This window comes from Holzapfeliella sp. JNUCC 72 (assembly GCF_053668685.1).
The window spans coordinates 496,702-510,861 of sequence record NZ_CM132220.1 but is presented as its reverse complement, the minus strand read 5'-3'; the positions used below and the strand labels follow the sequence as shown (position 1 = coordinate 510,861).

Sequence of the window (14,160 nt, the reverse complement as noted above, 5' to 3'; positions counted from 1 at the left end):
AAAAAGACGCTCTATGTCAATTTAGACTACAGCTCGTAGACAATTGTAACAGGACCATCATTAACTGATGCAACAGCCATATCTGCTCCAAATTGTCCCTCTTTAACTGTTAAGTTTTCTTCTCTTAATAATGCATTAAACTGATCATAAAATGCTTCAGCTTGTTTAGGTGCCATTGCTTCTTGAAAGTGAGGACGGTTTCCCTTTTTAGTATTGGCAAGTAACGTGAATTGACTCACTGACAGAATTTCACCTGCTACGTCTTTAACGCTTAGATTCATTTTTTGATCATCATCACTAAAGATTCTCATTTTAGCAATTTTTTGTGCTGCTTTTTGCAGCATATCTGGCGTATCATCTTGATGAACGCCCACAAGTAGCAACAACCCATTACCAATTTTTGAGTGTAATTGATTATCGATTGTAACACTTGCTTCTTGTACACGTTGAATAACAATTTTCATTATTGATCTGCTCTCTTTGCTTCATAAACATCTGGAATATTTTTTATTTGCGTCAAAATTTCGTTAAGGTGTTGTGAATTTTTAACAGAAACGGTTAAACGAACATGCGCCATATCATTATGATCAATACGACCACTGATATTGGATAGTTTTTTTGAAACCGCATTAAGTTTTTGAAGAATATCATTTAACAAACCGCTACGATTAAATCCATAAATACTTAGATTTGCAAAATAAGTTTGGTCTTTTGAAGAAACGTCCATCCATTCAACATCCATTACTCGACCTTCTATACGGTCTGATTCACTGATATTTGAACAATCAGTACGGTGAATTGTAACGCCTCGACCTCTTGTCACATAGCCAACAATTGCATCCCCAGGTACAGGATTACAACACTTAGCTAATCTAATCAACAAGTTATTAAGACCTTGGATAATAACACCATTTTCATGCTGAATCTGCATTTTAGTTGGCTCATTTTGTTTAGAACGGTCAATTTGATTATGTGTTTTGTTATCAGCAGCTGATAAAATCGAAGCTTCTAGCTCTTTACGCTTTTGTGCTTCGCTTTCACGGCGTGCTTTTTCTGTTAAACGGTTAGCCGCCACTAGCGGTGTGATTTCACCATAACCAATTGAACTAAACAGTTCTTCTTTAGAGCCAAAGTTGAATCGGTTAACCAATTCTTGAATATGAGCTTTATCCATAAATTCTTTTGGTGAATAGCCCATTTCAGTTAGTTGGTTTTCAATATCATTACGGCCTTTTTCGATATTTTCATCTTTAGTTTGGTTTTTGAAGTAGCGTCTAATTTTGTTACGTGCGCGGGATGTTTTAACAATATTAGTCCAGTCACGACTTGGATTAGCATTTGGAGAAGTATTAATTTCAATAATATCTCCGTTTTTCATTTTGTAATCAAGTGGAACCATCTTAGCATTAACACGTGCACCCACTGCATGGTTCCCAACTTCTGTGTGAACTAAATATGCAAAGTCTAGTGGAATAGACCCTTTAGGCAACTCATAAACATCACCTTTTGGTGTAAAGACATATACGCGGTCAGAGAACAAGTCTCCTTTAACACTTTCCATGAAGTCACGAGCATTAGTTGAATCCTCTCTCAACTCTAAAATCTCACGGAAAATATCAATTTTTTGGCCAGCTTCGTCAATTCTAACTGGTGAGCTAACCCCTTCTTTATAAGCCCAATGAGCTGCAATACCAAATTCAGCAATTTCGTGCATTTCTTCTGTTCTGATTTGGATTTCTAGCGGTTTGCCACCAGGACCAATAATCGTTGTGTGAAGTGATTGGTAACCGTTAGCTTTAGGAACTGCAATATAGTCTTTAAAACGACGTGGAACAGGTTTCCACTTAGTATGCACTGCACCTAATACAGCATAACAATCACGAACGCTTTTAACTAGAATGCGAACAGCTGATAAATCATATAATTCATCAAACTGTTTGTGCTTTTCTTTCATCTTTTTGTAAATTGAGTAGATATGCTTTGGACGACCGTAAATTGTATATTTGATGTTCAAATCATCTAAAGTCGTTTCCATTGTATTAATTGCATCCGCAATAAAGCCTTCACGCTCACTACGTTTAGTCTTCATCAAACTTACAATACGGTAGTATTGTTGTGGGTTTAGGTAATGTAATGAGATATCCTCTAGTTCCCATTTGATTTTGCTAATCCCTAAACGATCTGCCAATGGTGCATAAATTTCAATTGTTTCAGTTGAAATACGGCGTTGTTTATCTGGTCTTAGATGGTCTAATGTCCGCATATTATGCAACCGATCTGCTAATTTAACCATGATAACGCGTAAGTCTTGAGCCATTGCAATTAGCATCTTACGATGGTTTTCAGCAAGTTGTTCTTCATGTGACATATACTTTATTTTGCCCAGTTTAGTAACACCATCAACAATTGTTGCGACATCTTTACCAAATAGTTCCTCAACATCTCCAAGTGTTACTTCTGTATCTTCAACAACATCATGTAAAAAACCACTCACGATTGTTTCAGGGTCCATTCTAAGTTCGGCTAAACTACCGGCTACTTGAATAGGGTGAATAATGTAGGGCTGTCCTGATTGACGCTTTTGATCTTTATGCAGATAAGCTGCAAATTCATAGGCTTTTTTCACAAAGTCTAAGTGTTCTTGATTCATATATTCAGCGCAAAGGTCAAATACCTCTGTAACTGTTAAATCCTTATGTTTAGACATAGTCTCAACCCCTAGCTTTCCTCTAGTCATTATAGTTGAATTATAACAACCTTAAATTTAAAATACCAATTTTAAATCAATGATTTAACTCTGTTTGATAAGATAATGCACTCAAAAAGTATAAGGGGGCTGTTTCTACTCTCAAAATACGTGGTCCTAGCGCAGCAACTGTTGCACTTTGGCTAACTAAACTCGTCACTTCTTCTTCTGCTAATCCACCTTCAGGTCCAAATACACCTAGTACTTTTTGATTAGGTTCAACCTGTTCAAATACTTTGACCAAATTAGATTTTTCAGACTGTTTGGCAGCTTCTTCATAAGCGACTACAGTATGATCAAATTCTGATAGATCTAAGTCACTTAATTTGTCTAGCACTTTGACTTCAGGAACGATTGAGCGTCTTGATTGTTCAGCAGCTTGTTTAGCAATTGTATTTAAACGGTCTAATTTTTTAGCTAATCTATCAGCTTTTAACTTAGCCACAGCATATCTTGAATTAAAGAACACAAATGCATTAGCACCTAGTTCTGTCCCCTTTTGAATAATCCATTCTGCTTTTTCTTTTTTAGGCATCCCCACTAATAAAGTAACGTCTTGTTGCAACTCTACTTGGCGATCTTGTTCTTGCACAATCTCAACTTCAACAGCTTTATTTTCTAAACTCGTAATCTTTGCAATAAATACTTGGTGAAGACTGTCGACAACCTCAATCTCATCATCCACTTTACTACGTCTTACTCGAGAAACACGGTGAGCAATATCTTTAGGAAGTGACACAGTTTGATTAATTGATAAAGTCTCATCTAAAAAGTAATGTTGCATGTTTACACCTCTTGTTTCTTCACTAGCAAACTAATCCATGTCTTTTGACGCATTTCACTAATAACTTCAAAATTAAATTCTGCTAATTTTGCGACCAATTTATCGCGTTGTGCTTGATCGATACCTGATAAAATCACAACACCGTTATCAGCTAGATGTTCAGCTAAATTGGGTACTAATTCCATCAAAATTTCAGCCAAAATATTGGCAATGATAATATCATACTCACCTGAAACTTGTTTCAGTAAGTCACTTTCTTGCAAAGTAATCTGATTTTCTAGCTCATTTAATTTGATGTTTTCTTCAGCAAAAGTTAAAGCATGTGCGTCAATATCCGTTCCAACAACTTGTTGCGCACCCATTTTGTGTGCAGCAATCGCAAGTATTCCTGAGCCTGTCCCAAGATCTAACACACGTGCATCATCTTTAACCATTGTCTTTTCTAAATACTGTAAAGCTAATTGTGTTGTAATGTGAGTGCCTGTTCCAAATGACATACCCGGATCCAGACGAACAATTTGTTCATGGTGTGATTTTGTTTGGTAGTTTTCCCATTCAGGAACAACTGTAAACCAATGTGACAAACGAACTGGATGGTAATACTCTTTCCAATTGTTTTCCCAATCTTGGTCCACAATACGATTCAAAGCAATAACTCCTGACCCAATATTAAGTTGGTAACCCTTTAATTCAGTTAGCTTCTCTTTAGTTTGAGCAGGAAGGGTTTGGTCAAAGGTTGACTCATCAAAATATCCACTAACTTCTGCTGCTTCTGGTAAATCTTTAATATCGTCCGTCATAATTAGTTCACCATAACCAGGTGTATTTTTATTTTCAAAATCTTGACGATCTCTCGTTTGAATACCCAGTGCACCATTCGCCATTAAGAAAGCTGACAATGCTTCAACTGAATCCGTTGCTGTTTGAATTGATAGTTCGATTAAATTCAAAATATTCCCTCACTTAAATTAAAATTATGGTTTCATTATAACTTATTTTTACTTGGATTTCTTTTGACACTTAAAAATCACATTGCTAAGATTATATTTATTACAAATAAAAAGGAGTCTTTAGATGTCTAAGAAAAAAGCTAAAGTTTCAAAAACATTGGTTGAAAAAATGCTGGATCAGCAAAAAATTAATTATCAATCAATCGTGGCACCAACCGTTAAAGATGGTGACGTTGATGCTTTAGATACTGAAAACTTTCCAAAACACGACGTAACAGTCTACAAAACACTTGTTCTAAAAGGAACTGAAAACCCTGTTTTAGTCGGCGTTGTGCCACTAGATAAACATCTCAGCTACAAAAAGTTGAGTCAAATTTCTGGTGATAAGAAAGTTCACTTACTACCCTTAAAAGATTTAGAAAAAACAACTGGCTATGTTCATGGTGCCAATACACCTATTGGTATCTATGAAAAATTAAAAGTCCCTATCTTCTATGACCAACAAGCAGATCTTGAAGATGAAATTATTGTTTCAGCCGGAAAAGTCGGTCGTAGTGTTCAAATTAAAGTTTCAGACTTAATTGATATTACTGCTGGTCAATTCGGCGATATTGCAGAGGAGAAATAATGCCTTTTAACCCCCTACAAGAACGTTTTGCTTCAGTCAAAGTCATGCAGCAATTACCAGAAGAAGTGGTCCATTTGATTTGGGAAACAATCGATGATCAATTAGTTGGTCTGGTTCCTTTAGAAAACTTATTAACCTTTACATTGTTTTTAAATAATCAAACACAAAAATTAAAATTTGTGCAACCTGGAACCGATTTAGAAGTTGATTTCGATTTGAAAAAACCTTTTTTAGTTAATCAACCACTTACAGTCATTGCCTATGATGCTGATGACCACCAAACTTTATTGTTTGAAGATGAATTAAAAATCCCTTAAAGCTATTAAGCCTTAAGGGATTTTTTATTAAGGAGCGTACAGGATTTGAACCTGCGCGCCGGTATTAACCGGTTCGCCGGATTTCGAGTCCGGTGCATTACCACTCTGCCAACGCTCCATAATCAAGGACTAGCCTTGATATATATTAGTAGTCCATTAATGTGAACATATCGTAATCTTTGATTTTATCACGACCGTTTAAGTCTTTTAGTTCAATCAAGAAAGCTGTTCCAACAACGATTCCACCTAGTTTTTCAACTAAGTCGATAGTTGCACGAACAGTTCCACCTGTTGCCATTAAATCATCAGCAACTAGAACTTTTTGACCAGGTTTGATAGCATCTTTGTGCATGTAAAGTGTGTCTTGACCATACTCTAAATCGTAAGAAACAGAAACTGTTTCACGAGGTAATTTACCTGCTTTACGAGCTGGTGCAAAACCAACACCTAGCTCATCTGCGACAGGACAACCTACTAAAAATCCACGAGCCTCAGGGCAACATACCATATCTACGCCTAGGTCTTTAGCATATTTAACAATTTCCATTGTTGCAGCATGGTAAGCTTCACCATCAGCCATTAAAGGTGAAATATCACGGAAAGTAACACCTTCACTTGGGAAATTAGGAACATCTGCTACGTAATCTTTAAAATTCATTGTCAAGTTTAGGACTCCTATCTTTGCTAACCTAAATATTGTAAAATATGACGCTTCAAATCAGATGAAGACATCGCATTTAGCTGATTAACAAATTGTAATTGTTTTTGTGTTTGTTGTAATAAATTTGAAGATGTCAGTGCTTTTGACTGAACATTTTCAACTGGTTTAATTAGAACCCTATCTATTTTAACAAAATTTAGCTCTAAAAACACCCTTAAAATCAAATTTAATTCGTAAATTGATAAGTTGAAGTATGCTGTTAATTGTTTTAAGTCCGTTGTTTTCAAATCATGATGTTGATAGAAATACTTCAACACTTCGCGAAACTTGTCTTGAGATGGCATCTGTGTGAGATGTAAATTTTTGATTTGACCGTAAAAATAAACTTGTTCAATAGCTGATGATGAAAGAACCGCTTCTAATTGCTGATTATTTAATGGCTGATCCATTATAATAATTGTCTGTGATTTTGGGTTGCTAGAACGTAACAAAACAGCCTGGTCATCATCTATATTCAGTTTTTCCTTAAATGCATTTAGTTTTTCTTCATTGAAAAAGCCAAAAGTACCTTGCACAGCCATAATTTGATTAAACTGATAATGGCGACAGTCAATGACCTGTTCTTTTTCAAATTCAAGATGCTTGAGCATAAGTTGAGGGGTTACTTTGCCCTTCCATTCATTCTTGGATAATTCACCATATAAAATGCCTTTTTCCTTGAACGTATTGAGGTCAACATTTGGATAATTAAACCCAATTCCCGAAACTTGCATCCCTTTTGAATTAAGCATCGTAAATTTCAAATGATCTTGTGTTTGTCCAATCTTTCTAGCAAAAGAAATGTGTGGGGAATTGATTTTGAATAGTGGCATTTCAAAGTTGGTCCCGAAAGGTCCAAGAGCTGAGATTTCTTTGAGTTGCTCTAAGGTTAAATCATCAGGCGTGAGTGAGCAATCAAATAATTGTTCACTATCTTGACTATTAAGTGAAAAACTGGCTTCAAATTTTTGAATTAAGTTATCTAGCTTATCTTCCTCAACAGACAAGCCACATGCCATGTCGTGACCGCCAAATGAGACCAGTTCTGATTTGATTGGTGTAAGTGCTGTAAACAAGTCAAAGCCTTGTATACTACGACCAGACCCTTTTAAAACACCGTTTTCAGCTTTAGTCAATAAGATAGCAGGCTTTTGCGTTTCTTCAACTACTTTATTGGCCACAATTCCCAAGATACCCTCATGCCAACTTTCTTGATAAATAATCAATGTGTTTTGATTTTGATACTGCGTGCTTTTTGCCAGTTCAAGCGCTTCTTTGGTTGTTGTCACAACTAGTTCTTTTCGCTTAATATTAATTGTTTCGATTTCTTTAGCTAGTAATTCGCAGGTTTCAGGATTATCATTCAGCAACAATTCGACTGCTTTCCCTGCATTTTCTAGTCGTCCTAGTGAATTCAGTCGTGGTGAGATGACAAACCCAATACTAGTTTCATCTAAGTCATCTAAATTAGCCCCTGATTCAACTAACAGCTGTCTTAATCCCAATCTTTGCGTGTTTTGTAAAGCTTCAACACCAAACTTCAATAGCGTATGGTTTTCTCCTGTTACCGCAACCATATCAGCTATCGTTCCAATAGCTACTAAATCAAGCAGTTCATAAGCAGTCTCGCCCAACAAGGCACAGCATAACTTAAAGCTAACACCCACTCCAGCTAAATCATCGAAAGGATAAGCTTGATTCGCTAATCTTGGATGAATAATCGCTAACGCATCGGGTAGGACTTGAGGTAAATTATGATGATCAGTAATAATGATATCAATACCTTGCTCATTCAAGAATTCAACAGCCTCTTTTCCACTTACCCCGTTATCAACGGTAATAAACAGCTGTGTTCCTTCATTAATCAACTTTTGATAACTGGCTTGATTGGGACCATACCCTTCATTGAAACGATTAGGAAGATGATAATTTACATTGGCACCCATAATTTCAAGCGTTTCTACCAAAATTGCCGTACTTGTGATACCGTCTGCGTCATAATCACCATATACTGTAATTTGCTCTTGAGCATCTATTGCTTGATGAATACGATCAACGGCTTTTTGCATATCTGTAAATAAAAACGGATCATGAATCGACTCTTCTGATGGATTAATCCAATCTTCAATTGCTTCTTTTGAAGTGAGTCCTCTATTTTCTAAGAGTGTCACGGCAATGTCTGATAGTCCTAGTTCTGACCGAGTCTCAGAAGAAATCTTAGTCAACGGTTCTTTTTGTTTGAAATCCAAGCTAGTTTAACCCCTTTTGCTTATTTTAAATTAAATGTGGCTAATTCAGATTGCGTAGCGTCTTTTGTCTCAATCAACTCACCGCGAATTGCCCAACGATTAACCCCGCCATCTGCACAAGTTATTAGTGTCACAATGGCATTATCTGTATTATCAACAAGCCATACCGCATATGGATCGACGACTTCTTTTTGATAAATCTTGTAAGTGTATACTTTATCTAAATCGGTTAAATAAACCAATTCACCTAGTTTGACTGATTCTAATGGCGAAAACAAAAGTCCTTTATCTGTCATATAATGTCCAGCAATGGGATAATTACCAACCCCCATTTGCTGGTCTTCACGCATCGTTCCACCACCAGAAGACAATGCAGCATCACTCAGGCCTTTTGAAACCGGTAAGTTCATATTGACACTAGGTATAGCCATTAATCCAATAACTTGTGTCTGATTATGAGTTAATGACTGTCCTACCTGATTAATATCTAAACTTTTAACTTTAGAAAAATCATAATCTTCACTCTTAGTTTGCATGTTTTTTTGAATTTGTTCCTTAGTCACAGAAGTTCTAGCCACTTCAGTATTATGAGAAACAATGCTACTTTGAATGGGCTCATTAAAAATTAAAGCAATGCCGACAATTAATAACACTGTTGCAAATAAGTACAACAAACCTCTTTTAAATTTTTTCATTAGCAACTCCATTAGTATCAGTTTTCAACCTAGGTATTATATCATTAGTCTTTTAAAATAAAAAATCCTCTTTAGGCAATCTAAAGAGGATTAAAGCTTTTATTTTTCGTCGTCACTCATTTTTAGTACACTCATAAAGGCTTCTTGAGGCACATCTAGTTTTCCAACGGCCTTCATACGTTTCTTACCGGCTTTTTGTTTTTCAAGCAGTTTCATACGACGGGTAACATCCCCACCATATAGTTTAGCTGTAACATCTTTACGGTAAGCTTTGATAGTAGAACGTGCGATAACTTTATTCCCAATTGAAGCTTGAACAGGTACTTCAAATTGCTGACGTGGAATAACAGATTTTAGTTTCTCTGTAATGGCACGACCACGAGCTTGAGCAAAGTCACGGTGAACAATGAAACTCAAGGCATCGACTACTTCACCCGCAAGTAAAATATCAATCTTAACTAGGTCACTTGGACGGTATCCACATAACTCATAATCAAGAGAAGCATATCCACGTGTATTTGATTTTAGTTCATCAAAGAAATCAAACACAATTTCAGATAGTGGAATTTCATAAATAACGTTAACACGGTTAGCATCTAAGTAATCCATAGTAACGAAGTTACCACGTTTTCTTTGAGCTAGCTCCATTACAGGACCAACATAATCATTTGGTACCATAATTTCTGCTTTAACGTAAGGCTCTTGAATTTCACGAATATCACTAGGATCAGGCATATCTGCAGGGTTAGCAACCGTTTTTTCTTCACCATTTTGAAGCTTCGTATGATAATCCACAGATGGTGCTGTCATAATTAATTCTAAGCCAAATTCACGTTCTAGACGTTCTTGAATAACATCCATATGAAGTAATCCTAAGAATCCACATCTAAAACCAAACCCTAAGGCTTGAGAAGTTTCAGGTTCAAACTCAAGCGCTGCATCATTTAACTGTAAACGTTCTAAAGCTTCTCTTAAATCATCGTATTTAGCATTTTCAACTGGATACATCCCTGAATAAACCATAGGTTTTGCTGGACGGTAACCAGGTGTTGGTTTAGTCGTTGGGTTGTTAGCTAGTGTCAACGTATCACCCACGTGCGTATCACGAACAGTTTTGATGTTAGCCGTTAGATAACCAACATCACCTGCAACTAAACGATCACGACTAACAGCTTTAGGTGACAACACACCTACTTCTGTTACTTCGTATTGTTTACCATTACTCATAACTTCAATCATATCACCGGGTTTAACGATTCCATCTTCAACTCGGACTGATAAAACAACCCCTCGATACGAATCATATACAGAGTCAAAAATCATCGCCTTCAATGGTGCTTCAAAATCACCTTGAGGTGCAGGAATGTCAGTTACGATACGTTCTAGTAACTCTTCAATTCCTAACCCACTCTTAGCTGAAGCAAGCACAGCATCTTGTGCATCTAAACCGATTGTATCTTCAATTTCATCTTTAACACGATCTGGATCTGCTGCAGGTAGATCAATTTTGTTAATAACAGGTACAATTTCAAGGTCGTTATCTAAGGCCAAGTACACATTAGCTAGTGTTTGTGCTTCAACACCTTGAGCCGCATCAACGACCAAAACAGCTCCTTCACAAGCTGCAAGTGAACGTGAAACTTCATATGAAAAGTCCACGTGACCTGGTGTATCGATTAAGTGGAAAATATAGTCTTTACCATCTTTGGCACGATACTTTAACTCAACTGAGTTCAACTTAATTGTAATGCCACGTTCACGTTCTAGTTCCATACTATCTAGAATTTGAGCATGCATTTCACGCTTTGACACTGTATCTGTCAGTTCTAAGATGCGGTCAGCTATTGTTGATTTCCCATGATCAATATGGGCAACAATAGAAAAATTTCTTATTCTTGATTGATAATCTTTTAATTCTTCTAAATTCATGTGTTCTCCTCTATTACTTCTGTTCTTTATTATAGCAAGTATCCGAAATGGTCACAAACAAAAAGAGAAGATTAAGATCTTCTCTTTTTTAGAATTCACATAAATTTATCTTTTACTTTTTCAAAAAAGTTTTTGTCTTGAGGTTGAATGTCTTCCCCGCCAGCTTTAACAAAGTCGACTAAGGCTTTCTTTTGATCCTCATTCATTTTCTTAGGTGTCACAATTTTAACTGTTGTTTCTTGGTTACCTGTTCCATGTCCGTTCAATTGCGGAACACCTTTACCGTTTAACCTAAAGGTTGTTCCTGTTTGTGTTCCAGCTGGAATACGCAATTTAACTTTACCGTGAACAGTATCAACGTCAATTTCATCACCAAGTGCAGCTTGAGCAAAGCTAATTGGAACAGTGTAGTAAATTGTTGTTCCTGAACGTTCAAATGTCTTACTTGGACGAACACGTAAAACAATGTATAAATCACCGTAAGGCCCGCCATTAGCACCAGCTTCACCTTGACCAGTTAAATGAATTTGTTGGCCTTGGTCAACACCTGCTGGAATATTAACTTCAACAGTGTGTCTTTGTTTAGTTGTTCCTTTACCATGACAGTCTTCACAAGGTGTTTCAATAATCACACCTTGACCGTGACATTCATCACAGGCAACTTGTTGACGAACCATACCAAGCATTGTTTGACGATCTACGGTCATATGACCTGAACCATGACATTTTTGACAAGTTTTGGTTGAAGTACCTGGTTTTGCACCCTTACCATCACAAGTCTTACATGTTTCATCACGATCATATGTGACATTTGTTTTCTTACCGAAAATTGCTTCTTCAAACTCAAGTGTCATGGTGTAATCTAAATCATGCCCTTTTCTTGGTGCAGTTGGATCTTGTGCACGGCCACCGCCGCCAGCTCCACCACCAAAGAATTGGTTAAAGATATCTTCAAAACCGCCAAATCCTTGGGCACCGCCACCAAAACCACCAGCTCCGCCTTGCGCACCACCATTAACACCTGCATGACCATAATTATCATAAGCAGCGCGTTTTTGGGAGTCGCTCAAGACTTCATATGCTTCACTAACTTCTTTGAACTTTTCTTCAGCATCCTCAGAATCATTCAAATCAGGGTGGTATTTTTTAGATAGTTTACGATAAGCTTTTTTTATTTCGGCTTCCGATGCATTTTTAGAAAGACCCAGGACTTCATAGTAATCTCGTTGTTGTGCCATAAAATTCCTCTTTCATTTCTATAAATGAAAAAAGTCAAATTGACAATTTGACTTTTTCATCGTAATTGTTATTTATCTTTATCAGGGTCTACTTCACGGAAGTCACCATCTACGGTGTCATCGTTGTTTGCTTGACCTGATTGTTCGCCACCTTGAGCTTGTTGGGCTTCTTGTGCTTGTTGGTATAGTTTTGTTGTAAGATCTTGAACGATTTGGTTCAATTCATCTTTTTTAGCTTTCATTGCTTCTAAGTCATTGTCAGATTGTGCTTTTTCTAAAGCTTCTTTAGCTTCTTTAGCTTTTGAAACTTCTTCTTCAGAAACTTTGCCATCTAATTCTTTCAATGTCTTATCAGTTGTAAAGATTAATTGATCAACTTCATTACGTAAGTCTACTTCTTCTTTACGTTTTTTATCTGCTTCAGCATTTTCTTCAGCATCTTTTGTCATACGTTCAATTTCTTCATCTGATAGACCTGATGAACTTTGGATTGTAATTTTTTGTTCTTTTTGAGTACCTAAGTCTTTAGCAGATACATTTACAATACCATTTTTATCAATGTCGAATTTAACTTCGATTTGAGGAACACCACGTGGTGCTGGTGGAATATCTGTTAATTGGAAACGACCTAGCGTCTTGTTGTCAGCAGCCATTGGACGTTCACCTTGAAGAACGTGAATGTCTACAGCTGGTTGATTGTCAGCAGCTGTTGAGAAGACTTGTGACTTACTTGTAGGAATTGTTGTGTTACGTTCAATCAATTTAGTTGAAACGCCACCCATTGTTTCAATACCTAATGATAATGGTGTTACGTCAAGAAGAACAACATCTTTAACGTCACCTGAAATCACACCACCTTGAACAGCAGCACCTAAGGCAACAGCTTCATCAGGGTTGATTGAGTGATCAGGTTTTTTACCTGTCCAGTCTTCAACAGCTTTTTGAACTGAAAGAATACGTGTTGAACCACCGTTTAAGATAACTTTGTCAACTTCATCTTTTGAAAGTCCAGCATCTTTTAGTGCATTTTCAACTGGGATTCTTGTTCTTTCAACTAATTCAGCTGTAATTTCGTCGAATTTAGCACGAGTTAAAGTTGTTTCCAAGTGTAATGGACCTGCTTCACCTGCTGAGATAAATGGCAAGCTAATTTGAGTTGTTGTTACACCTGATAAATCTTTTTTAGCTTTTTCAGCTGCATCTTTTAGACGTTGTAATGCCATTTTATCTTTAGATAAGTCAATACCATTTTCGTCTTTAAATTGTGCAATCAACCAATCCATGATTGCTTCATCAAAGTCATCCCCACCTAAGTGAGTATCACCATTTGTTGAAAGTACTTGGAATACACCGTCACCTAATTCAAGGATAGAAACGTCAAATGTACCACCACCCAAGTCATAAACAAGGATTTTTTCGTCTTCTTCGGCTTTGTCTAAACCATAAGCTAAAGCACTAGCAGTTGGTTCGTTAACAATACGTTTAACATCTAAACCAGCAATCTTACCAGCATCTTTTGTTGCTTGTCTTTGTGAATCGTTGAAGTAAGCAGGCACTGTAATAACAGCTTCTGTTACTTCTTCACCTAAGTAATCTTCGCTGAATTTTTTAATGTGTTGTAAAATCATTGCTGAAATTTCTTGTGGTGTATATGACTTGTCACCAACAGTTACTTTGTAACCAGCTTCACCAATGTGACGTTTGATAGAAGAAATTGTGTCTGGGTTTGTAATTGCTTGTCTTTTAGCAACTTCCCCAACTTGAATTTCACCATCTTTAAAAGCAACAACAGAAGGAGTTGTACGGTTACCTTCTGGGTTTGCAATAATTTTTGGTTCTTTACCTTCTAAAACAGCAACTGCTGAGTTAGTTGTTCCTAAATCAATACCAATAACTTTTGACATAAATCAATAACTTCCTTTCG

The 14,160-nt window shown here is 36.7% G+C and carries 12 protein-coding genes and 1 tRNA gene; 2 read left to right on the top strand and 11 right to left on the bottom strand.

All coding sequences use genetic code 11. The annotated features are described in order from the left end of the window. Positions 1 to 26: 26 nt before the first annotated feature. From dtd to prmA, 4 genes are all read right to left on the bottom strand, one after another. Complete coding sequence (gene dtd, locus JNUCC72_RS02460) at positions 27 to 464, bottom strand: D-aminoacyl-tRNA deacylase (protein ID WP_454144530.1); 438 nt, start codon at positions 462 to 464, stop codon at positions 27 to 29. After that, positions 464 to 2,707 carry a RelA/SpoT family protein gene (locus JNUCC72_RS02455; protein WP_454144528.1) on the bottom strand — a complete coding sequence of 748 codons (2,244 nt, stop codon included), beginning with the start codon at positions 2,705 to 2,707 and terminating at the stop codon, positions 464 to 466. Before JNUCC72_RS02455 ends, dtd begins: the two co-directional genes overlap by 1 nt. Before the next feature lie 76 nt (positions 2,708 to 2,783). Next, positions 2,784 to 3,530, bottom strand: coding sequence for a 16S rRNA (uracil(1498)-N(3))-methyltransferase (locus JNUCC72_RS02450; RefSeq protein WP_454144526.1), 747 nt, complete (start codon positions 3,528 to 3,530; stop codon positions 2,784 to 2,786). A gap of 2 nt (positions 3,531 to 3,532) precedes the next feature. Continuing rightward, positions 3,533 to 4,480 (bottom strand): 50S ribosomal protein L11 methyltransferase, encoded by a 948-nt coding sequence (prmA, locus tag JNUCC72_RS02445; RefSeq protein WP_454144524.1) that lies wholly within the window; start codon positions 4,478 to 4,480, stop codon positions 3,533 to 3,535. Between the two features lie 124 nt (positions 4,481 to 4,604). Here prmA and JNUCC72_RS02440 point away from each other — a divergent pair, with 124 nt between their 5' ends. Further along, complete coding sequence (locus JNUCC72_RS02440; RefSeq protein WP_454144522.1) at positions 4,605 to 5,108, top strand: YbaK/EbsC family protein; 504 nt, start codon at positions 4,605 to 4,607, stop codon at positions 5,106 to 5,108. Beyond that, positions 5,108 to 5,425, top strand: coding sequence for a DUF960 family protein (locus JNUCC72_RS02435; RefSeq protein ID WP_454144520.1), 318 nt, complete (start codon positions 5,108 to 5,110; stop codon positions 5,423 to 5,425). The genes JNUCC72_RS02440 and JNUCC72_RS02435 overlap by 1 nt, the downstream gene beginning before the upstream one ends. Positions 5,426 to 5,455: 30 nt before the next feature. Here the strand turns inward: JNUCC72_RS02435 and JNUCC72_RS02430 are convergent. From JNUCC72_RS02430 to dnaK, 7 genes are all read right to left on the bottom strand, one after another. After that, a tRNA-Ser gene (locus JNUCC72_RS02430) sits at positions 5,456 to 5,543 on the bottom strand. A gap of 27 nt (positions 5,544 to 5,570) precedes the next feature. Further along, complete coding sequence (locus JNUCC72_RS02425) at positions 5,571 to 6,089, bottom strand: adenine phosphoribosyltransferase (RefSeq protein ID WP_454144518.1); 519 nt, start codon at positions 6,087 to 6,089, stop codon at positions 5,571 to 5,573. A 20-nt stretch (positions 6,090 to 6,109) separates the two neighbouring features. Further along, entirely contained in the window at positions 6,110 to 8,374 is a 2,265-nt protein-coding gene (gene recJ, locus JNUCC72_RS02420) for a single-stranded-DNA-specific exonuclease RecJ (RefSeq protein ID WP_454144516.1), read from the bottom strand. 20 nt (positions 8,375 to 8,394) lie between these two features. Next, on the bottom strand, positions 8,395 to 9,069 hold the full coding sequence (locus tag JNUCC72_RS02415) for a class A sortase (protein WP_454144514.1): 675 nt from the start codon (positions 9,067 to 9,069) through the stop codon (positions 8,395 to 8,397). Positions 9,070 to 9,168: 99 nt separating this feature from the next. After that, entirely contained in the window at positions 9,169 to 10,998 is a 1,830-nt protein-coding gene (gene lepA, locus JNUCC72_RS02410; RefSeq protein WP_454144512.1) for a translation elongation factor 4, read from the bottom strand. A gap of 95 nt (positions 10,999 to 11,093) precedes the next feature. After that, positions 11,094 to 12,236, bottom strand: a complete 1,143-nt coding sequence (gene dnaJ / locus JNUCC72_RS02405; RefSeq protein WP_454144510.1) for a molecular chaperone DnaJ — start codon at positions 12,234 to 12,236, stop codon at positions 11,094 to 11,096. Positions 12,237 to 12,304: 68 nt separating this feature from the next. After that, positions 12,305 to 14,140: a molecular chaperone DnaK gene (gene dnaK / locus JNUCC72_RS02400; RefSeq protein WP_454144508.1), complete on the bottom strand. Its 1,836-nt coding sequence runs from the start codon at positions 14,138 to 14,140 to the stop codon at positions 12,305 to 12,307. Between the last annotated feature and the right edge of the window lie 20 nt (positions 14,141 to 14,160).